The sequence below is a fragment of the Anaerococcus sp. Marseille-P9784 genome, assembly GCF_902500265.1.
Lineage (GTDB): Bacteria > Bacillota > Clostridia > Tissierellales > Peptoniphilaceae > Anaerococcus.
On record NZ_CABVOZ010000002.1, the window covers coordinates 251118 to 275325 of the forward strand.

The 24208-nt window shown below is 31.5% G+C and carries 13 protein-coding genes; 3 read left to right on the forward strand and 10 right to left on the reverse strand.

Annotated features, from left to right (window positions below; translation table 11 throughout):
• Nucleotides 1-99: 99 nt before the first annotated feature.
• The 6 genes from GAN53_RS05085 to GAN53_RS05110 form a co-directional block, all read right to left on the reverse strand.
• The gene (locus GAN53_RS05085) at nt 100-1824 is read right to left on the reverse strand and encodes an ABC transporter ATP-binding protein (protein WP_131748360.1); all 1725 of its coding nucleotides are present in this window, start codon (nt 1822-1824) and stop codon (nt 100-102) included.
• On the reverse strand, nt 1824-3566 hold the full coding sequence (locus tag GAN53_RS05090) for an ABC transporter ATP-binding protein (protein WP_019132793.1): 1743 nt from the start codon (nt 3564-3566) through the stop codon (nt 1824-1826). The genes GAN53_RS05085 and GAN53_RS05090 overlap by 1 nt, the downstream gene beginning before the upstream one ends.
• A 16-nt stretch (nt 3567-3582) precedes the next feature.
• On the reverse strand, nt 3583-4194 hold the full coding sequence (locus GAN53_RS05095) for a TetR/AcrR family transcriptional regulator (protein WP_019132794.1): 612 nt from the start codon (nt 4192-4194) through the stop codon (nt 3583-3585).
• A gap of 169 nt (nt 4195-4363) precedes the next feature.
• The gene (locus GAN53_RS05100) at nt 4364-5848 is read right to left on the reverse strand and encodes an ABC transporter ATP-binding protein (RefSeq protein WP_019132795.1); all 1485 of its coding nucleotides are present in this window, start codon (nt 5846-5848) and stop codon (nt 4364-4366) included.
• The gene (locus GAN53_RS05105; RefSeq protein WP_019132796.1) at nt 5845-6588 is read right to left on the reverse strand and encodes an energy-coupling factor transporter transmembrane component T; all 744 of its coding nucleotides are present in this window, start codon (nt 6586-6588) and stop codon (nt 5845-5847) included. The genes GAN53_RS05100 and GAN53_RS05105 overlap by 4 nt, the downstream gene beginning before the upstream one ends.
• Nucleotides 6588-7199: an MptD family putative ECF transporter S component gene (locus tag GAN53_RS05110; RefSeq protein ID WP_019132797.1), complete on the reverse strand. Its 612-nt coding sequence runs from the start codon at nt 7197-7199 to the stop codon at nt 6588-6590. Before GAN53_RS05110 ends, GAN53_RS05105 begins: the two co-directional genes overlap by 1 nt.
• Before the next feature lie 264 nt (nt 7200-7463).
• Between GAN53_RS05110 and GAN53_RS05115 the strand changes: the two genes are divergently transcribed.
• From GAN53_RS05115 to GAN53_RS05125, 3 genes are all read left to right on the forward strand, one after another.
• Complete coding sequence (locus GAN53_RS05115) at nt 7464-8456, forward strand: helix-turn-helix domain-containing protein (protein WP_019132798.1); 993 nt, start codon at nt 7464-7466, stop codon at nt 8454-8456.
• A gap of 281 nt (nt 8457-8737) precedes the next feature.
• The gene (locus GAN53_RS05120) at nt 8738-9094 is read left to right on the forward strand and encodes a plasmid mobilization protein (RefSeq protein ID WP_148472995.1); all 357 of its coding nucleotides are present in this window, start codon (nt 8738-8740) and stop codon (nt 9092-9094) included.
• 1 nt (nt 9095) lies between these two features.
• The gene (locus tag GAN53_RS05125) at nt 9096-10430 is read left to right on the forward strand and encodes a relaxase/mobilization nuclease domain-containing protein (protein ID WP_151409848.1); all 1335 of its coding nucleotides are present in this window, start codon (nt 9096-9098) and stop codon (nt 10428-10430) included.
• Between the two features lie 466 nt (nt 10431-10896).
• On the opposite strand, the gene GAN53_RS05130 is transcribed toward GAN53_RS05125, so the two are convergent.
• The 4 genes from GAN53_RS05130 to GAN53_RS09925 all read right to left on the reverse strand — a co-directional run bounded on the left by GAN53_RS05130 (nt 10897) and on the right by GAN53_RS09925 (nt 24124).
• Nucleotides 10897-11562: a class C sortase gene (locus GAN53_RS05130; RefSeq protein ID WP_151409849.1), complete on the reverse strand. Its 666-nt coding sequence runs from the start codon at nt 11560-11562 to the stop codon at nt 10897-10899.
• Entirely contained in the window at nt 11552-16543 is a 4992-nt protein-coding gene (locus GAN53_RS05135) for a Cna B-type domain-containing protein (RefSeq protein ID WP_192574095.1), read from the reverse strand. The genes GAN53_RS05130 and GAN53_RS05135 overlap by 11 nt, the downstream gene beginning before the upstream one ends.
• Nucleotides 16544-17226: 683 nt before the next feature.
• On the reverse strand, nt 17227-17883 hold the full coding sequence (locus tag GAN53_RS05140; protein ID WP_151409851.1) for a DNA-binding protein: 657 nt from the start codon (nt 17881-17883) through the stop codon (nt 17227-17229).
• 43 nt (nt 17884-17926) lie between these two features.
• Nucleotides 17927-24124, reverse strand: coding sequence for a helicase-related protein (locus GAN53_RS09925; protein WP_412835128.1), 6198 nt, complete (start codon nt 24122-24124; stop codon nt 17927-17929).
• Nucleotides 24125-24208 lie beyond the last annotated feature (84 nt).

A 24208-nucleotide genomic window follows, 5' to 3' on the forward strand; every position in this document is an offset into this window, starting at 1 on the left:
CAATAACTATCATTGTTATTACTGCTGGAATAGATAACTGAAAGAATAAATCTATCGGTCTTTTGCTATTAATTGTTCTTTCATATTTAACTATTTCTCCTAATACGAATACATTTCAGTCAAATCAGATTTTTCAATCATATTTCTATATAACTGTGATTCATTATAAATTTCATCATGTGTACCATTTGACACAACTTTGCCCTCATCAAGCAAAATTATCTGGTTTACATTTTGAATAGATTTTAATCTATGTGAAATAATGACAACCGTTTTATTCTTTATAAGTTTATTTAATCCTTCTTGAATTTTTGCTTCATTTTCTACATCCAATGAAGCTGCAATTTCGTCAAGAAGAATAATTGGTGCATCTTTCAAAATGGCTCTTGCAATTGAAATTCTCTGTCTTTCACCTCCTGATAATTTTGCCCCATTTTCTCCCACAATTGTTTGTATGCCCTCAGGAAGCCTGTCTATAATTTCTTGACAACCGGCAATTCGAGCTACTTCTCTCACTTCATCGTCCGTTGCATTCGTATTTCCTATGCGTATATTTTCCATAATAGAAGTGTTAAACAGCACAACATCTTGAAATACGACTGAAATTTTTTTAAATAAGCACTCAGTATCTACTGTTTTAATATCATGACCCCCAATTAAAATCTGACCGCTATCATAATCGTAAAGTCTTGACATCAATTTTAATAATGTTGATTTTCCACAACCTGATGGTCCAATAAGTGCAGTAATTTGGTTCTGTTTTGCTGTAAAAGTAACATTATTGATAACTTTCTTATTTTTCCCTGAATATGAGAAATCCACATTTTGAAAACTAATATCATAATTATCAAAATCTACATTATTTCCAATTTGGGCTTTAGTATTTCTTAACTCTTTAATTCTATTAATTCTTGCATCAAGATAAAAAATTTCTCCAAGATACATATAAATACCTTCTAAACCTTCAGAGATTTTAGTTGCTGCAATAATATATCCAACTAAATATAACAAAGGCACCTCATTACTTATAAACATATGGAGTCCAACAACGCTTGTAATACCTATAGATAACTTTGTGATCCATCCAGCCAAGCTTACTGGGAAAGCTTGAACAATTTCTGCTCTCATTTGAATTTTTTCGGATTCGTCAAGCTTTTTAGAAATGTTTTCTATCGTATTTTCCTTTAATCCATAACTTTTTATTTCTTGACTCATTTCAATAGATGATTGAAATTCTTCTGAAATCTCTCTTAATTTTTCGTAATGATTTCCTCTCACCTTTATTTGGCTTTTTTTTGATAAATATAAAATACCTGCTGAAATAATCAGTGGAAGTAACACACAAATTCCAAGTTTAAAATCTCCTATTAACATCATCACGCCTATCACAATGAAAAAGTAAACATAGCCAATTGTATGACCTATTGCGTGAGCTAAAGCATGTTCAATTGCCGCAACATCTGCCATAACTGTCTGTGAAAGATCAGAGATATCATGTTTTGAAAAATAATCTAATGGCAATTTTTTTAGTATATCCGCTATTTCGATTCTTAAATTGGCAGATTCTTTATAAGTTTCGTTATATGTGGTTTTATAATTCATATTTGTTGCCACATAAACAAGTATTATGATTATCCCAATTCCTAAAACATAAGTTTCAAGTCCATGCCCTTTATTTTCTAAAATAGATTGCACAAAAAACATCATTAAAATCATTGGAAGCATATAAATAGCATAATATGCAAATGAAGACCATACGGATTTTTCCAGACCTTTTGCTCCGGCTTCAGTTAATTGAAATTTCTTTTGTAAATATTTTCTCATTACATTACCCTCCAATCATTTGCTTTTTCATACAAGTTTTGAAGTTCTCTATATCTTCCATTTAAATTCATTAGATTTGTATCATTACCTCGCTCAATAACTTTGCCATTTTCAATGAACAATATCTCATCAACATTTCTAATTGAAGATAATCTGTGAGCAATCATAATGGTTGTTTTCCCTTTCATTAAATTTGAAAAAGCTTGTTGAAGTTCATACTCGTTTTCGGGATCTGCAGCAGCTGAAGCTTCATCGAGTATAATAATCTTAGATTTTTTCAAAATAGCTCTTGCAATGGCAACCCTTTGTACTTCACCACCTGATAAATGCACTCCCTTTGAGCCTATAATGGTATTCTCCTTTTCAGGAAATTTTGCCAAAATACTTTCGCACTTTGCCAAATGCAGAGCATTCATAATTTCTTCTCTTGTCGCATTTTGGTCACCCATTTTTACATTTTCATAAATAGAGGCTTTAAATAATTTTGAGTTTTGAAATACAAATGAAATATTTTGAAGTAATGTTTCCTCGCTATATTCTCGTATATCATAACCACCAATTTTTATACTGCCACTATTTAAAGAATAAAAACCTGATATCAATTTCGCTATCGTTGACTTCCCTGACCCAGATGGTCCAACTAAAGCAAAAGTTTTTCCCTCATCTAACTTAAAGCTCAAATTTTCTATAATATATTTTTCATCATATTTAAAGAAAACCCTATCAAACTCAATATCATAATGTTTAAATTCTTTTCTTTCACCATGTTCTAATTTTTCATTCTTCATTCCATCTATCAAATTCTCTAAACGATCTATTACCTGTCCGGCATTAAAGTTATTTTGTGAAGCAAACATAACTTTCATAAATGATGAAAATATAACCCCAGAAAAACAAGTAAAGAAGATTACTTTTGCAAGAATCATCCCAGCTTGTTCTCCTTTTGTTATAAAATACATACTGCAAGGAATACATATCAAATAATAGGTATTAAATAACGTTTGAAATGACACATACGGCTTTCTGCAACTTAAGGAATATTCATAAGTGTTTTTTGAGTATTGGAGAATTGCATCCAATAAACTTTTATAGGAACGAACGGTTATCCCAAAAATCTTCAATACTTGCATTCCTCTAACATATTCAATTATCTCTGAACTCATTTTCTCCAGAGAATTAGAATATGCCATCATAAATTCTTCTCCACCATACATTGATTTGTATTGAAAAATACCTACTACAATTGTTATAGCCAACAAAATACCAAGTCTATAATCAACAGCAAAGGTCATAATAAACATTAAAATTGGCAACATTCCTGCAACAACATTATCAGGAATCAAATGTGCCACTGTAGAATGTGTTTCTCCAGCATTATCGTCAATAATCTTTCTTACTTTCCCTGACGGATTCGTATCAAAGAAAGCAAAAGAAGCATTGATTAGATTTTTTAACCCAGTTTTTCTGATATTTGTTTCTAATCTAAAACCAAGCATATGTGATACCATCAATGCCACAAAGTAAATAACTCCATACGATACCATATAGATTACAATCAATTTACTATCTTTTATAGCCGCACTATAATCTTTGGTAACTAATAATTCGCAAAACAAATCCCACAAATACCAGTAAGAAGCCATTAAACATATTGTGGAAATAGCAGCTAATAGCATTGAACCATATGCGAATGTTTTTCTTTCAGGAACATACTTAAATAATTTTTTGTATAATTTAAACATTTTTCTTCTCCAAATCTTATATTCTCAGCAAATCTTTCCATCCAGCATAGAAAAATTTTTTAACGTGTTGAATGTAAATATTAGCTTCATTTAAATTCATATTTTGGGAAAGAGGTACTAAAATTCCCTTTATATATGAACTGACTAATATATGAACAAGTTCATACAAAATAAATTCATCTACATCACTTTTATTGTTAGTTCTAATAAATTGTATGGTTGCATCTGTAATTATTTTAGAAATTTCATCAAAATAGAACTCATATTTTGTTCCACCTGATAAATTTAAAATCATTAAAAATTCTTCCTTGTATTCATATATCAATCCAATAAATCTATCTTCATTCTCCCAATTTTTAAAGACACAATTTATTTGCTCCTCTTTGTGTAATTTTTTGTAATCTCTATGTTCTTTATCAAGGAATTCTTTGAGTCTATTTGCGGGTTTTTCAACTAGGCTATTAAATAAATCTTCTTTAGTACTAAATCTCTTGTATAACGCTCCAGTAGTTATGCCTGCATTTTTACAAATTACATTTAAAGAAGTTTTTTCAAACCCATTTCGTTTAAATTCTTTTTTTGCATTTTCCAATAATCTAGGAGTAATGCTAATATCTTGGTTCGCCATAAAATTCCCCCTTGTACATTGATAATAGTACTATCAATTATGTTATTTTTTTTGCAAGAGGCATCTTAGTACCTCTTGCAAAAGCAAAATCAAAACAAACAATCAAAGTTGCTGATTTATTTTGTCCATTATTTTAAAAAAGAACCTAAAGCTTAATTCATCATTTCATCTACATGTAAACCTGATTCCAAAATTCTTGAAGTGTCTCCTGTATTGCCATATCATCTATATTTCCAATACATTTTACTTCCCCACATTCAAGAAATAGAATATAATCACAGCATCTTGAAACAAGCTCCGAATCATGCGTAATCACAAATTGCGTTCGTCTCGCCGCCTTCATACGCTTTATAGCATCTGCCACCTCAATCATATGCATATAATCAAGTCCACTAGTTGGTTCATCATATAGGAGAAATCTTTTATCAGATGCAAGCGCACTAGCCATTGCAACACGTTGTTTTTGCCCTCCGGACAAAGACATGGGATGAGAGTCTTTAAATTCTTCCAACCCTAACTCTTTCAGAATAATATTTGTTCTTTTCTCCTGTTCTTCATGAGACAATCCTAACCTCTCCATAGATAACCTGACTTCTTCAAATACACTTTCGGTAAAAAGCTGCTGATTTACATCCTGCATAACAATATAAGTACTTTCGATTCGATTTTTTCTTTTAAAACTTTCTCCATTTAGAAAGATATCCCCTTTCGACCTTTTTTCCAAACCACAGAAAGCATGTCCGAAAGTAGATTTACCTGCTCCATTGTTTCCAACAATGCCGATAATAGAGTTTTCCGGAAGGTTTATATAAGGAATAGAAAGAGCCGGTTTATTTTCTCCTTTGTAAGTATAACTAAAATCAACAAACTCTATTTTTCCAGCATTATCCGTTGCTCTATTCTCTTTTTGAAATTCAGGCTTACTTCTAAGCCCCATAATTTTTAATTGTTCTTTACTGATTTTCTTAAATTGTTCTATTGTATAATCATTTATAATTCGTCCATTTTTCATATATATCACACGATCAGCTAAATCCATAAGCCATTCCAAACGATGTTCAGCAATTATCACCGTTTTTCTATCCTGCTTCCATTTTTTAATAATCTTTCGCAGCTGTGCGATAGTATGCGTGTCTAAATTGGAAGTAGGCTCGTCCATAACGACTATTGGAGGATTAGGTGCTATAGCGGAAGCACAAGCAACCCTCTGTTTTTCCCCGCCAGATAGAGAAAAAAGACTTTTCCCTAGCAATGCAGTAATATCAAGAGCCTCAACAATATTTTCAAAACGTTCAAAAATAAGTTGTTTCTCCATTCCGAGATTTTCACATGTGAATACTACTTCTGTATCTGTTTTAACTGTATAAAACTGGGATTTTGGATTCTGAAATACTGATCCTACATAATACGCTAGCTGATACAGTTCACATTCAGCTACATTGTTTCCGCAAACAAAAACTTCACCTGACATTTCCCCTTCATAAAAATGCGGAACTAGACCATTTATCATTCTTGTAAGAGTTGTTTTTCCACAACCAGATTCACCACAAAGCAGGACAACTTGACCTTCCGGAATATTTAAGCTCACATCTCGCATACCATTATTTCTCTGCCCGTTCTTATATACAAAACTTGCATTTTCAAATTTAATCATAAAGCCCCCTTTTGCTTGAACATAAGAATAAAATAAAGGATATAAAAAATAATTAAACTGCCGAAAACAAGATAGTCTCTCCGCGTAAACCCAATATTACTTACATTAGTTCTTTCATTAGGTGCTGCAAGTCCCCTTGTAAGTGCAGAAGCAGCCAAATCATTACCAATAGATACAATGCTTGTTAAAAATGGAACCATCCTAAACTCTAACATCATAAGAGGGTTGCGAAAAGAACCTATCCCTCGCAATTTCATAGCATCTCGCACATTTACATATTCTTCTCTAATGGTAGGAAAAAAACGAAATGTTACCGAAATAGGAATTGTAAGTTTTTTCGTAACATGCATTCTATCCATAGCTGCAATAAACTCGCCTACAGATGTTGTTGAAAAAATAAAATATGCCATCATATAACCAGGAATAATTTCTACCGAAAATGCAATTATTCCCGTAAACAAGAGGTTAAACCAAGTTGGTAAATGCGGTGCAAGAAGATCTGGAACAAATAGTGCAAAAAGATACAAAGCAAAAAAATAAACTACTGCTCGCACCTTCTTTAAAACAATCAAAAAAACAAACGGCAAAAGTGAAAGTATCGTGTGAAAAACTTTTAAATATCCAACAGGAGAACCACTGAGCAAAGTAGTTGATACAAGCAAACACATCAATATCTTTGTTCGTGGATCAAGATATAGTTTATCCGCCGTTGCATTTTTCTGATATAGTTCAGAAATCATTACACCAACCCGCTTCTTTCAAAATGTTTCCTCAAAACCTTACGACCAATCATCCCGCCAAGAAAGCCGCCCACAAAGCAAGAAACAATCAAAAGAGGGAATAACCACCAGTTACTATGAAACCATCCATAAACAGAATACATAAATGTTTCTCCATAGCTAGCTGCCTTATTCTTTAACCATTCCTGACTCGCTGTGAGCCAATGTACATAATTTCCCGCAATACATATACTCGATACTGCATATGCAAGAACACACCCCATGCTCTTTTGGTATTTGGAAGCTTTCAAAATAAGTTCTCCAACAATTCCTGTTATGATTGCCCAAATCAATAGATCATATCCCATTCCTGTTAAAATCATGGCAATCCCAATTACTGCCTGTAAAATTATTAGCATTCCAAATTTCTTTATCTTTGTAAAATAAAGCATCATTGGAATACCTTCTACAAATGGGACAACAAAAGTAAGAAGTAAAAAGCCAATTGGAATCAACCCCAAAGTGCATGCGACTGCAATAATAATAACCACATAAATCGCTGAAAAAATCCCAGCATTGATTAAATCTTTACCATTTAATCTGTTTGGATTCAAACCTTTCTTATCTGTCATGTAATACATCCTCCTTAATTTTTTATATTTACGCTTGATACTCAAGAAACATCATTTAGTATTTTATCCAATACATATTATTAATTTATAAACTCATTTTACTTGATTTCCCTTGTGGTTCAGCATATAATATATACAAAAGGTTAGACCTAGCTAACTCATATATTTATTATAATATGCAAAGTTATCCTTTGCAATATCTCCAAATTTTGTTTGGACATTATACTAAAAATTTTGGACATTTTATAAAAAGGAGCGCCGCAAATGTATGCTGATAAATTTTATTCCGGTTTATTTTCTCAACTAAATCTAAATCCTGATAAATCTGGTATCAAACCCAGTGGTGGTTTTACCATGGTGCCAAAAGATAGTACTGGCGAAGGATATCTATGGACATACCCTGTAAATGCATTTTGTTCTATAAATATTTACCATCTTTGTTTTTATAATGAAATGCATTACAGATATTATCACCCTAAAATGTTGGTACTTTCCCAAAGTTCATTTTATGTTGCAAGAGCAATTAAAAAAAATTCTTGTAATCAAAAAAATCAACTTATTGGTTATTACCTTGATAATGGCGAGCATGAATATATAATTCCTGCTGGGATTTGGTTAGACAGTGTTGGAGTTTCAATTTTCCCTGAATATTATGAAGAATACCTTCCAAAAATATTTCATCAAGACTTTTCTTCACTTTCAGAAATAGTCCCTCGAATTGGTACAGACCTATTTATACCAAAAATCTCAACAATACTTGATGATATTGCCACATACACACCAACATCAGAAATCTCGGAACTATTCTATGAGGCTAAAATATTAGAAATAATCGAAGCATTTTTATCTTGGAAAAGCAATGCTGTTCACAATGTTATAGACAAAGAAGATTCAGAAGCACTTCATCGTCTTGGTCACTATTTAGAACAAAACTTTTCCAATCCAACGAACATTCAAATGTATGCACGCATGTGCAATATGAGCAAATCTAAACTGTCTGAACTATTTCACTCAATATATGGATATACAATTGTAGAATTTATTAAGAACTGCCGCATAGATAAAGCAAAAAGATTATTATTAGAAAATGATTTATCAATACAACAAATCGCTAGCGCTGTGGGGTATTCTCATCAAAGCAGTTTTACTTATATTTTCAAACAACATGTAGGATGCACGCCACGTGAATATAGAAAAGATAATTCTAATTTTCACAGCATTAGTTCTACAATTTCAACTTCTAAAAACCATTTATGATATTAACAGTTCTGTAACCTCAATCATTATCTGTATTTTGGCAATCTTTATATAGAATAGCCCACGATTATTTGTTATAATATAGTTACAAATTCAAAACTTGCTTAACGCTTGATATCTAATTTATTCTTATGTAGCTTATGTAGCAAGCACAGTAAGTGTACAGACACTTACGAAAAAATTAATGGAGCATACCTTTACGGAATGCTCCATTTTTTTAATTTTTACCTTGTTAGGGAGAACCCTAAGACCCCGAAATATATTTTATAAAGGAGAATAAGATGGCAAATAGATTTAGAAATGAAAGAATAGAAATAAAATTAACTAGAGAAGAAAAAGAAGTTTTTGAAAAGAAAATGAAACTTGCAAACTGCAAAACTATGTCCCACTTTCTTAGGAAATGTGTATTAGAAAAAGAAATTTATGTTGTAGATTTAGAACCATTTAGAAACTTACAATGGCTACTTTCAAATGCAACAAATAATATAAACCAGATCGCCAAGGCTACTAATACAACTGGTGTTATTTACAAAAATGAAATTGAAGCAATGAATAAAGAAATAGAAAAATTATCAAGAGAAATATGGCAGATTCATTCCCTACTTCTTAATAAATCAAAAGAAAGTTCTGGTGATTAATATGGCAATTACAAAAATACATCCTATAAAATCAACTCTAAATTTGGCAATAGATTATATAACTAGGAGTGAAAAAACTGATGAAAAAATCTTGGTATCTTCATTTAAATGTCATCCATCTACTGCTCATATTCAGTTTATGAAAACACGAGAAGACAATGATACTAAAGGTACAGTTTTGGCTAGACATTTAATTCAATCTTTTCTACCTGGAGAGGTTGATCCTATAAAAGCTCACGAAATTGGAATGGAATTATGTAAGAAAATTTTAAAAGAAGATTATGAATTTGTTCTTGCAACTCATATAGATAGATGGCATATCCATAACCATATTATTTTTAATAATGTTAATTACAAGACTGGTAAATGCTACCAATCTAACAAAAAGTCTTACCATAAAATTAGGTATCAAAGTGACGAATTATGTAAAGAAAATATGCTTTCAGTCATTGATGAATATTATGAAGCTTACAAAAGAAAATATAAAACTGCTGGTAAATCTTGGTATGAATATGACCAAAACAAGAAAGGCAATTCTTGGAAATCTAAATTGCAATTTGATATAGACAGAATGATTAATAAGTCTAAATCGTGGGAAGAATTTTTAGATAATATGAAATCTATTGATTATGAAATTAAGTTTGGTAAACACATTGCTTTTCGTCATAAAGATAAGCAAAGATTTACAAGAGCTAAGACTATCGGAGAAGATTATACTGAGGAAAAAATCAAAGAAAGAATAGATTTATCTATTAAAAACAAAGCTAATCCTACTAAAAAGCGTGTAGGAAATGTTATTGATATATCTACTAATGAAAAAGCACAATCCTCTAAAGGTTATGAAGTTTGGGCAAGAAAGCACAATATCAAAACAATGGCTGATTCAATAATTAAACTTCGAGAACAAGGAATTAATTCAATTACTCAACTCGATGATCTGATCAAAAAATCTGCTGATGATAGACAAGACTTATTAGATAAAATAAAGAAAATTGAAGCTGAGATGAAGAGTTTATCCCAAGATATGGAAAATATAAATTCTATAAATAAGTATCATGAAATCTATAAATACCACAAGAAAAATCCTGAAGATAATCAGTTTGCAGAAGAATATTATAGTGAACTTTCTGTTTATAAAATAGCCGCTAAAGAAATTTTAGAAAACTATAAAAAACTACCAAACACAAAAGAAATACTAGCAAACCTCGATAAATTGCAAGAAAAAAAGAACACCCTTATGCAAGAGTATTCTTTGAATAAAGAACAATTTTCTGACCTTGTTCAGTATAGGAAAAACTATGAAAATTATTATGGAAAGGAAGTGGAGAGATCATAGTCTATGAATAATTAAACTTATAGCCCTTTCAAAAATCATTTTCCAATTAATTATAAATTAAGTATTCTAATTGTTAAATTCAATCAATAAAATTATTTTATCATGTTTTCATAAAGTTTCACAACAAATATTATTTTAGTGATTACATGTACTAAAGTCATAAGAATAATCAAAATAACTACAATCCATTAAATATTTTAATTATTTAAATATATTTTTGATTCATGTAATGGATCCGTAAATAATTTTGTGTATCAACCTAAATCCTGATATAAGAGTAAGGGTTGATACATTTTTTATGTATCAATGTTTGTCCATTCCTATAGGAATGGAGCTTTTCTTAATTTTACACAACTTTAATAAACTGTCAAATTTTCATGAAAATTTGCAGCCGATTTCATACCCATCATACCAAAAAACTATCCAAAGAAATAAATTTCAATGGATAGTTTTTTATATTGCTAATTTAATTGTTTATCTCTTCATCATTTTTGATTAGCTCAGCTTTTACTAAAAGCCTTTTATCGTTTTTGGGATAAGGGTGACACGCCATTAAAAAGAGTTTGGTCTTTCCTTCTTCTCGTGTAAATTTACTCCAGTCTGTAGGTTCAATAACTTCTTTATCAACTACCTTGTAATAGAGTTCTTCTTCCCTAGTAGTAATTTTTAGCTCATCGCCTTTTTCCAACTTATCGATATTTAGAAAAGATTGTGTTTCGTTAATCCCTCCTCTGTGCCCCGCAAGAACAGTTATAGTATTTTCCTCTGAAGTCGGTATATCTGTATCTTCAACAATACCTGAACCTTCTAATAAAGATTGTTCACTTGTATTATCACTAATAGGAGTAATGACTCCTATCTTATCAATTCTAAGAACGCCTATAGCTGTATCTTTTATAGCGTCTTTTGATGCAACATTTTGTTCTATCTCTTCAGGCTTCTTCTCCTGTTCGTAATTTTCAAAAGGAGGTAATTCTTGTTTTATTTGTCTTTCCAGATTAATGGATTCCTCTTTCTTTAATTCTATCCTCTTATGGTTTAGGAATAGAAAAGCAATAGAAAAAACAATGAATATTAACCCGACTGCAATAAGAAATTTACTTAAATGATCTTTTTTTTGCTTATTTGTCATTTTTCTTTCTTCTTGATTTTATTCTCTTTTTCCTTTGAATTCCTGCAAAAGTAGAAAGATTACCTAGTCCCAATAAAATCCAAGCGTAGGTTGATGGATTTAGTCCGTTTCCTGTTTTAGGTAATGGCTTACCTGGCAGTGGAGTCTTAGGAGTATTTGGTCTGACTGGTGTTCCAGGATTGTTTGGCTTTTCTGGAGTATTTGGAGTTTCAGGTTTATTTGGTGTGTTTGGTTCTTCTGGTTTCTTTGGTTCTTCTGGCTTACCTGGTTCAGTTGGTTTTTCTTCTTTATTTACAATTGTAAATCCATCTTTCATATTGCCAAGATAATCGACATCAAACCATCTTCCATCTAGTTTTATTGTATTTCCAGCTTCTCCAATTTCTTTTACCGTATAGTGGTAGTCACGTGAAGAATTTGTACCTTTCTTAACATCTAAGTTCTTGAATTCTCCACTCCAATTATTGTCTTTATTCAAATAAAGAAGTTTTCCAGTAGCTTCTCCATCCCTATAAAGTTCTACTACAATTTTGTCTACTGGCTTATTTCCATATAAAGTCCAGTCTTTCTTAACTTTAATAGTTATAGTATCTGGTTCAGATGGTGTTGGTGGTGTAGGCGGTGTTTTAGGCTCTTCTTTATTTGTTATTGTAAAGCCATCTTTCATAGACCCACTGTAACTTACTTTGTACCAATTTCCATTCAGCTTAATTGAACCAGTTTCTTCTCCAACTTCTTTTACTGAGTATTTATAGGCTTCTTTTGAGTCTATTTTTTCTACTACGTCTAAGTCTTTGAATTCTCCACTCCACTTATTGGCTTTGTTAAGTTCTAGCTTTTTGCCCGTAGCTTTTCCATCTCTGTAGAGTTCTACTTCGATCTTTTCAACTGGGGCTGCTATTTCTTTTCCATCTTTGTCTTGCCAAGTCTTTTCAACCTTGATGTCTTCCTTTGGTGGATTAAGTGGTGTTGGCGGAATTGTTGGCTCTTCTTTATTAGTTATAGTGAATCCGTCTTCCATACTTCCGCTATATTTTACTTCGTATTTATTGCTTCCTATAACTACTTTGCCTTTTTCTTCTCCAACTTCTTTTACTGTGTATTCATAGGCTTCTTTTGAGTCTAGTTTTTCTACTACATCTAAGTCTTTGAATTCTCCACTCCAATTATTTTCTGCATTTAGAGTTAATTTCTTATCTGTAGCTTTTCCATCTCTATAGAGTTCTACTTCAATTTCTTTTACTGGTGCTGTTATTTCTTTTCCATCTTTATCATCCCAAGCTTTTTTTACTTTAACGTCTGTCTTTGATGGTGTTATTGGTGTTGGCGGAATTGGTGATTTGATTTTATTGTAATAGCTAGACATTAAATTTAATCTAATATTGTCACGTGAACTATAGTTATTGCTTTGTCCAATATATTCAAACCAAGTCTCACCTACGGCTTCTTTAAATAATTCTTCATAGTCGCCGTCTTCTAAATAGTTCTTGTTGTTTCTATCTAACTTGTCATAGCTGTTCGCAAAATTCCAATATATACCAAATTCACCGTTTTCATCTTTATATACTTTATAGTAATGGTACCTTTCGTTATTTTTGTCGTCCAAAATATTAGCATAGTTAGACGGATTTTCTGTTACTCTAAAGATAACTTCACCTTCACCATGAACATTTTGTTCTATTTTAATTTCATGATTTTCAGCTCCGCGTACTCTTAAAAGTTTTTCTCTAACTATATAATAAGCAGTGTCTATTTCATCATCACTCAATTGGTCAATAGATGAAATGTTTCTACCAATTTTTTGTGATACGTCTTCATAAAAGGTGTTCTTATCTTCCTTAATTATATTTGGAATTGTTATTGTGATTGGATCATATTCACGTTCAACAGTATCTTTATCTTTCAATTTTTCAATTTTATAAGTGAAATTCCACTCATCATCTGGACCATTTACTAGATATAAAAGATTTTCTCTTTTTTGATCTGCTGTTCCTTTCGGTAAAATTATATGTTTACCAATTGGCACATAGGCATTTTTTTCATTAATATATTTATTTTCAACGGTAAATCCATCTTCAACATTACCATAATAGGTTACCAGAAAAGCATCGTTCGTTATTTCAATTCTTCCGTCTTTTTCGCCTATTTCTTTTACTGTATATTTACTTTCACTTGTATTTTCTATTTGTTCAAAAGTAGCAGTCCAATTATTGGCATCATTAAGTGTAACTTTTTTTCCTGTTGCTTTGCCATCTTTGTATAGCTCTACAGTTACCTTTTCCTCCATTGAATCTGTCACTTTATTTGTTTGGTCTTTCCATACCTTTTTTACTTTGATATCTGTCTTTGATGGATCTATTTGAGTTGGTGATTTGATTTTATTGTAATAGCTAGACATTAAATTTAATCTAATATTATCACGTGAACTATAGTTATTGCTTTGTCCAATATATTCAAACCAAGTCTCACCTACGGCTTCTTTAAATAATTCTTCATAGTCGCCGTCTTCTAAATAGTTCTTGTTGTTTCTATCTAACTTGTCATAGCTGTTCGCAAAATTCCAATATATACCAAATTCACCGTTTTCATCTTTATATACTTTATAGTAATGGTACCTTTCGTTATTTTTGTCGTCCAAAATATTAGCATAGTTAGACGGATTTTCTGTTACTCTAAAGATAACTTCACCTTCACCATGAACATTTTGTTCTATTTTAATTTCATGATTTTCAGCTCCGCGTACTCTTAAAAGTTTTTCTCTAGCTATATAATAAGCAGTGTCTATTTCATCATCACTCAATTGGTCAATAGATGAAATGTTTCTACCAATTTTTTGTGATACGTCTTCATAAAAGGTGTTCTTATCTTCCTTAATTATATTTGGAATTGTTATTGTGATTGGATCATATTCACGTTCAACAGTATCTTTATCTTTCAATTTTTCAATTTTATAAGTGAAATTCCACTCATCATCTGGACCATTTACTAGATATAAAAGATTTTCTCTTTTTTGATCTGCTGTTCCTTTCGGTAAAATTATATGTTTACCAATTGGCACATAGGCATTTTTTTCATTAATATATTTATTTTCAACGGTAAATCCATCTTCAACATTACCATAATAGGTTACCAGAAAAGCATCGTTCGTTATTTCAATTCTTCCGTCTTTTTCGCCTATTTCTTTTACTGTATATTTACTTTCACTTGTATTTTCTATTTGTTCAAAAGTAGCAGTCCAATTATTGGCATCATTAAGTGTAACTTTTTTTCCTGTTGCTTTGCCATCTTTGTATAGCTCTACAGTTACCTTTTCCTCCATTGAATCTGTCACTTTATTTGTTTGGTCTTTCCATACCTTTTTTACTTTGATATCTGTCTTTGATGGATCTATTTGAGTTGGTGATTTGATTTTATTGTAATAGCTAGACATTAAATTTAATCTAATATTATCACGTGAACTATAGTTATTGCTTTGTCCAATATATTCAAACCAAGTCTCACCTACGGCTTCTTTAAATAATTCTTCATAGTCGCCGTCTTCTAAATAGTTCTTGTTGTTTCTATCTAACTTGTCATAGCTGTTCGCAAAATTCCAATATATACCAAATTCACCGTTTTCATCTTTATATACTTTATAGTAATGGTACCTTTCGTTATTTTTGTCGTCCAAAATATTAGCATAGTTAGACGGATTTTCTGTTACTCTAAAGATAACTTCACCTTCACCATGAACATTTTGTTCTATTTTAATTTCATGATTTTCAGCTCCGCGTACTCTTAAAAGTTTTTCTCTAGCTATATAATAAGCAGTGTCTATTTCATCATCACTCAATTGGTCAATAGATGAAATGTTTCTACCAATTTTTTGTGATACGTCTTCATAAAAGGTGTTCTTATCTTCCTTAATTATATTTGGAATTGTTATTGTGATTGGATCATATTCACGTTCAACAGTATCTTTATCTTTCAATTTTTCAATTTTATAAGTGAAATTCCACTCATCATCTGGACCATTTACTAGATATAAAAGATTTTCTCTTTTTTGATCTGCTGTTCCTTTCGGTAAAATTATATGTTTACCAATTGGCACATAGGCATTTTTTTCATTAATATATTTATTTTCAACGGTAAATCCATCTTCAACATTACCATAATAGGTTACCAGAAAAGCATCGTTCGTTATTTCAATTCTTCCGTCTTTTTCGCCTATTTCTTTTACTGTATATTTACTTTCACTTGTATTTTCTATTTGTTCAAAAGTAGCAGTCCAATTATTGGCATCATTAAGTGTAACTTTTTTTCCTGTTGCTTTGCCATCTTTGTATAGCTCTACAGTTACCTTTTCCTCCATTGAATCTGTCACTTTATTTGTTTGGTCTTTCCATACCTTTTTTACTTTGATAGGTGTTGATTTTTCTTCTTTAAATGTCACTTTTTCATTAGTCAAATTATTTGTTTTTTCAATTGATACTTCGTCTTCTTTAATTTCTGATTCTTTTTCTTTAGGAGGATTGTTTATACTTAGTAGGTTGCCTTCGATAGCAATACTACCTTTTATATCTGTTTTATCCTCTACAAGGCTTGTAAATACAACCCTTAGAGTACCCCCCCCCGATTCAGAATTAGGGTTATTTACTTCTGCATTTGCAACTTGCACTCCATCAAAAGTATGTACTGCAAAATTGTTTTTTGCTGCCTTGAAACCTTTAGGAAGAGTGACATTAAAATAGTCTCCTTCTTTAATATCTTTTCCATATTCACTAGCATCCCAGTCTATTTCTAGTCTGCAGTCCTTATCTTCCTCAATTTTCTCATTAAGATCAATGGTATTACCTTTTCGATCTTTGACTTCTATCCTACTAACTCTTGTTTTTGACAAATGATTTACACCTTGCGCAAATGCTTCACCAGTTGGTACAATTGTACCTAACAGCATCAAACAAGCTAAAAAAAATGCTGTTATTTTTTTACATTTTAACATTATTTCCTCCTTTTCTTTCTTTTTTTTCAGAAACATCCCATATACAATGAAATTTATTCCGATGAAAAAGTATCTATACATGATAATATTACCACTTTTCAAGATTTTTTACCATTTTTTGTAAGTTTTTACATCAAATTCATCCGACACTATTTTTAGCTTATATATTGGAAGAGTTGACTATAATACTTTGTGATGTCTTAAGCCATTAGATTAGATTGACTAAAATCAAGTAAGGGCTAATTTATAGTCCCTATCACACCACCCGTACGTACCGTTCGGCATACGGCGGTTCAATATTTTCTTGTATCATATTATTTATTACTTATGTATCTATTTAACTTTATTCTTTTTGTATCTGAACCTTAAGAGATGAATACGTCCTTCCTTGTGTTCCATCAAGTCATAGTACATCATTTTCAAATATTACAATAAATATCGTTCCTCCCTTCGCTCCATTTCCATTACAGAAACTTCTTCACTACTATGGATTCTGCTGACTTCTCACTATTCGTTGTTACTACTATTTCGCTATTGCTTTCTCTCTCCTAGATGTCACCATCTAAAACTTGCAAGTCGCTATTAGATTCGTTGGTAACTACGCTCTGTAGGGATTTTTACCCCAGCATTAAAACATGCCCGTCATAACAAAAAAATAAAGGCAGTCCGAAGACTGCCGATATTTATCTCTCTGTATCTTTGCTATGGTCTTTCTTATTTGACTTAGCTTTATCATCTGTCTTAAAGCTTTTTATTTGCCCTAATATGGACTTTTTGTCCTTGTCTTGACTCTTTACTTGTTCTTTTGCTTTTAAGAGCTTAGAAGATAAAATACGGACATTCTTATGTTCCTTTCCGTTGTTGTCAATGCTTATTTTTACTTGTCCGAAGATTTTAACAAAATCACCTTGTTTTAGGTTCTCTAAATCTTTTGTCTTATCTCCATAGGCTGAACAATTCGTATAAATTTTATTTCCGTCATCATCTTTTGAAACAATTGAAAAATTACTTACTTTAAATTTTTCTCCATTTGCATTTTCTCTTTCAAGATTTTCTACTTCGCCAGCTATATTACCCACAAGATTTATGAGGTCGTCTTTTTCTTCAAGTTCATTGGTATTTTCAATGAGCTTTCCTTGTTCTTTCATATCATCAATCATATAGTCAAAGTCATCACTTAGTAGACCTGTTGTGTCATTGTTCATATATAAAACATAGACTTCTTCAAGTGCTTTTTCATCATTAACACCTTTTTCTATGCTCACAAGTGCTTTTATAAAGTCCTTGTAGTTATCATTCATCATTTCTTCTAAATTTTCTCTAATATCTTTGTATTCCATATTTTCCTCCTTGTACTAAATAAGGGGAGCTATTCACCCTCCTCTATCTTTCTTGTCCTTTTTCACTTTTTTCTTGATTTTTATCTTTCTCTTCTTCCGATTTGAATTTGGATATTTGTCCCAATATTGATGGTTTCTCTTCCCTTGCGTGTAGATTATCCTCTACATCATAGGTTGATTCAAAGTAATCACTATCTTTAAAATCATTGTCATACCTATCTGGTATTCCATCATTGTCAAGATCTTTTGCTAGCGGATCATAGAAGTTTCCATCATCATCTATTTCTAATCCTAAAGCTTGTTTTAAATCTTCTTCATCTACTGATACCAGATCATCAAAACTTGACATCTTTATGGCTTCAGTCATATCTTTAAGAGCTTGTGAATTAGATATATCTTCCTCTACAAAAGATTCTGTTCTAATAGCTACATTATCTACATACTGAGTCCATGTTTTTTCTTCCAAATTTACTTCATATTGAATAGAATGCTTACCATCAGGTGTTTCTGTATAGGCAAGTCCTATATGACTTAAATCAGGGTATAGTTTGTCAAAGTCTTCATAGTTATTAGATTCTGAAAACTCGTAGTTAGAATAATCAACTATCGCCCTTTTTAAATCTTCTAATAGTGGTGATTGATTTTCTAATTCTTCTACTTCTCCCATATCTAAAAGTTTATTAATTTCAGCTAGTCTTAGTGTCTTGTCCCTTAACTCATCTGCTTTTTCAAATGGTTTAGTTAATTCTACTTTGGCATTTTCTAAAGATTCTTTATAGTTTTCAAGGTTTTGATTTAACCTTTCAAGTCTTGAAGGCATTTTTTCAATTGCATTATCAAGTCTTGTTATATTACCATCAGTAGAGTTTGAAAACTCTCCGAAGTATTCTGCTTTTCCTAGGAGTTTAAAAGTGTGAGTATTAGTCATAAAGTTATACGAAACTTGTAAATCTAGATTTCTATATTTACCAATAACCTTGCTATCATTTATCTTTACTTTTTTTATTTCTTCTAATAATTTCTCTCCAGCTTCTTTCTTATCTAAAATTTTATTTTCACCAAGACTGATTGAAGTGAATTTGCTATCTCCTTCTCCTAATTTCTCAACATTTGCAATATCTTCTTTAACTGCTTGTATTTCCATTTCAGTTTTTAAAATACTTTGAGGATAAATTTTATTTACCTTATCTTCAAGCTTATATTTATTAGACTTGTAGTTTGCTTCAAGCATTTTTAGCTTTGTAACTTCGTTATCTAAATCCATTTTTTCTTTAATTAAAGGATTTCCAGTAGCTAAAGCCTTAATTTCTGAATAGGATAGACTTGCTTCATCAACATCTTCTGCAACACGCACAGGCGTCTTGCTTGTCATTATTTGGGATATGAATTTCTGCTTATTCTCTATCGTCTGCCACAAATAAGAATCAAATGTATTCTCTGTTACATATCTAAAGATATTGACTTTATCATTTTCATTACCTTGACGAACAATTCTACCACTTCTTTGCTCTAGGTCAGACGGTCTCCAAGGGACGTCTAAATCGTGTAAGGCTATTAGCTTATTTTGTACATTTGTACCTGCTCCCATTTTTTGAGTAGAGCCTAATAATACTCTTACTTCTCCTCTTCTTACCTTAGAGAACAATTCATCTTTTTGTTTGTCTGTATCTGCTTCGTGAATAAAGGCTATTTCTTCTTTAGGTATTCCCATATTCACTAGCTTATTTCTAATATCATCATAGATATTAAATTCTCCATCTCCTTTTGGTGTGGACATATCCGAAAACACTAATTGGGTCGATGAATTTTCTTTTGTCTTATCCCAGATCGAAAAGATATTTTTAACGCATACATTAACTTTTGAATTAGGATCATCGGGAAGTAGTGGATTTATTAATCTTTGGTCAAGGGCAAGTTTTTTACCATCATTTGTAATCTTTAACATATTGTCTTCTGTTGGCTCTACTTGGTTATTTCTAACCGCGTCAGCTCTTTCTGAAATAGCTTCTAATATTTCTTTTTGTTCCTCAGTAGGTTTTGTTTTAATAACTTCGAAGTTTGCTTCTGGTACTGGTAAATTTAACATATCTGAGGTCTTTATATCTGCTACTTCTTTAAACATGCTCATCAGTTCTGGCAAGTTATAAAACTTTGAAAATCTTGTCTTTTGCCTATATCCAGTGCCTTCTGGAGATAATTCAAAAGTATTTTCTGTTTCTCCAAAAGTAGAAGCCCAAGCGTCAAAATGTTCTAATCCCCTTGCCTTTAAATCGTCATATTGAAGGTATCTTTGCATGGTATAAAGCTCTGTCATTGAATTTGATATTGGTGTACCAGTAGCAAAAACAACTCCCTTTCCATCTGTCATTTCATCCATATACCTACATTTCATATACATATCCGAAGACTTAAAGGCTTCACTTTGACCGATACCAGCCACATTTCTCATCTTTGTATGCAAGAATAAGTTTTTGTAATTATGAGCTTCGTCTATAAATAACTTATCTACTCCTAGTTCTTCAAAGGTTATTACATCATCTTTTTTAAAGTCATCATTTAGTTTTTCAAGTCTAACCAAGAGTTTCTTCTTTGTTTTTTCCAGTTGTTTTACTGTAAAATTTTCTCCTCTATTTCTTTTGTTCTCATCAATAAAGGAAACTATATCATCTATTTGGTCTTGTATATGTCTTACCTGGTATTCCTTAGACATTGGTATTTTTTCAAATTGAGAGTGTCCTATGATGACCGCATCATATTCTCCTGTTGCAATCCTACCAATAAATCTTTTCCTATTTTTGGGTTGAAAGTCTTTTTTATCGGCCACCATAATATTTGCTGACGGATATAATTGCATAAACTCTCTACCAATTTGAGTGGTTAAATGGTTAGGAACTACAAATAATGACTTACTTGTAAGTCCTAACTTTTTAGATTCCATAGCAGAAGCTACCATTTCAAAAGTTTTTCCTGCTCCTACTACATGGGCAAGTAGTGTATTTCCACCATAAAGAGTCCTTGCTATGGCATTTTTTTGATGTTCTCGAAGTCTGATTTCAGTATTCATTCCATCAAAAGTTAAGTTAGAACCATCAAATTCTCTATTTCTAATTGAATTAAATTTTTCATTATAAATCTTCTCTAGCCTATATCTTCTATCAGGATCTTCAAATATCCAATTCTTAAATTCTTCTTTAATCAGTTCTTGCTTTTGACTTGCAAGCATAGTTTCTTTTTTGTTTAATACTGAAGTCTTAGAACCATCATCATTTATTACTTGGTCAAATACCTTTGTATCTTTTAGATTAAGGGCATTTTCAATTAGCTTATAGGCATTTACTCTACTTGTACCATAAGTCATGTTAGCAAGGTCATTAGTCGAGTCAACACTTTTACCTTCAATATTCCATTCACTTGTATGTGGTGAGAACCTAACCTTTATATTCCACCTATCATAGCCAGGTGTTTTTAAAAGGTTAAAAGTAAAGTCTTCTATATCTTTTTGAGGTATCCAAGTTGCTCCTAACCTTACATTTATATCAGAAGCAGTGAGTTCTTCAGGCATAACTTCTTGTAATTTTTCTCTTTGATATTTGAGTTTGCCTAACTCGTTTAATAGTGTATCTTTCTTTTCAGAAGGTGCTAAATCTATTACATTTTCAATTTCTCCGATATATGAATTGAGGTATCCAATCTTTTCTCTAATATTTCCACTTAAATATTCATCAGCCGATACATATGAAAAATGAAATGGATCGTCATTGTCAAAGTTCTCAAAGGGCATTCTGTTATTTATTAGGTCTGTATCCTTAATATCTAAAAATATCTCGCCCTCAAGCTCACCAATTAAGGTGTTCCTATCTTTACTTGTGATAGATTCCATATATTCAAAATCTACATATCCTTTTTGTGAAACAGATAAGACTAAAGCTTCAAGGGAAGTGTCTACATGGTCTACTACTTTTGCCTTTGTTATTGTTCTTTTTGAAAATATATCACTCTTAGCTTTGAAATTATCCTCATCATCAAGTATTTCTATTGATGAAACTAAAGGAAAGTTTGAGTCTTCCTTTAAGGCTCTAGTATTTGATAAGGAGTTAATAAAGCCATGTTTCTTTGAAAAGTTATCATAGACTTCATTTAACTTTTCTTGTGATTCTTTTATTTCCTCGTCAGAAAAATCGTCCTTTTGTTTTTCTATTACATCTTTTAAGGCATTCATAACATCAAGATAATCTCTTATCTTTTCTTTGTTTTTATCTGATATATTCTGCTTGATTAAGACTGAGTTTTCTCTTAGGTAAACCTCTTCGTCAATAATGGTATAGGAAAAATTCTTAACATCGTCTGTTGCTGGAAGACTTAATTCTTCATCTTCCAATAGCTCGACCTCTTCATATTTTGAATTTGAAGATATTTCCTTACTTGCAAGATCCATTAAATCTTTTAAATTTACGTCTTCTCTTTCATCACAAGTAATAGTATTGCCAAATCTACCAGATACTTCTTTCATATCCCCTAATACCATCTGAGGATTATCTACAAAATATTTATTGTAGGTCAAACCCTTTTTATCAGTTGCTAGATGAATCCAATCGTCATCTCTTTCTATAACTGAGTCTCTCTTCTTTAGAAAAATAATATCTGAAGTAACTTCTGTACCAGCAAGTCCTTTAAATGTTGTATTAGGAAGCCTCATAGCTCCTAAAAACTCACATCTTGCATTAATATATTTTCTAACAGATTCATCTTTTTTATCCATAGTTCCAGATGAAGTTATGAAGGCAATAATTCCTCCATTCCTAACCTTATCTATTGACTTTGCAAAAAAATAATCGTGAATCAGAAAGTTATTTCTGTTATATTCACGATCATTAACTTTAAAATCTCCAAAGGGAACATTTCCTATTACCAAGTCAAAGAAGTTATTTGAGAAGTTTGTTTCTTCAAAGCCTTTAATTTGAATGTTAGCTTCAGGATAAAGTTCTCTTGCTATTCTTCCGCTTAGGCTATCTTTTTCTACTCCATATACTTTAGAGCTTTGTATTTCACTTGGCATATTACCAATGAAGTTACCGACTCCTGCAGATGGTTCAAGGATATTTCCAGTCTTAAAACCCATATCTGTTAGAGTCTTATATATTCCATCCATTACCTCTCTAGGTGTATAAAAGGATGTTAAGGTAGACTCTTTAGCATTCAAATACTCATCATTTGTTAAATTTTCTTTTAAAATATTTCTTGCTTCAAGCCATTGCCCTCCTTTTTCTTCATCAAAGACATCGGCAAGACCACCCCAACCTAGATAGTCAGCAAGATAGGCTTGTTCATACTCTCTTGGACTCCTATTTTCATTTTCAAGTCTTTTGAGCATCTTAATAGCTTTTATATTTTTATCTAGCCTTTCTGATGGTGTTAGGTATTCTGAGTAAATATGATTTTTTAAGTCATAATTTCTAGCAAAACTTAGCCTTTCCTTATTAGGTTCATAGCCTAGATTCTTTAAATCTTCTTTACCCCTCAATAAGTTTTCGGCTGCTTCCCTAGGCACATTGTACCTATCCATCATTTGGTCAATTTCAGGATTGTGGTTATCAATAAAGCTTTCTTGCTCTACTTGTCTTTCAATTTGTTTTTCATATTCAGATAATTTGTGTATCTCATAATTTCCACTATCTAAAAGCTCATCAATCTTTCTACTTTCTTCAAATGTTTCACCCTTATATAAGGGAAATTCTTCTCCATTAACTTCCACCTTAGTTCCAGTTTCAATCAAGTTAATTCCATCAAAGATCTTCTCATCTTCTAAAATAAATTCCTTACCAACCTTTACTGCTAGTTTTTCTGATGTTTGACTTAGATTTTCAAAGATTTCTTCAAGGTATGAATCGTTTCTATATGGAATTACTTCCGAACCCCTAATCATACCTCCCATATATTCCATATTATCTCTGATAGTGACAGTTTTAAGTCCTCCACTTAGTTCATCAAAATCTGTAATGGTAAAGTCCTTATCCTTATATCTAACCTGATCGCCTATCTTAAATTTAGGTTCTATCTTTTCTTTAACTTCTTCTTGTAAAGATTTTTCCTCGCTTAGTGCAACTTGTTCTTCCAAATATGAAAATTCACGCTCATTTACTTCTTCACCATCACCAAGGTCAATCCTATAGTGTTCGACAACATCGCCGTCTACATAGTGGTCAAAATAGAATTTAAAATATCCAATATAATCATCTGTCATTTCTCCAAATTCATTTTCTCCAAGAGTTTGATTATGGTCTTTAACATCAATATCTTTTTGTCTTAGGATATTGATTAAATCTTT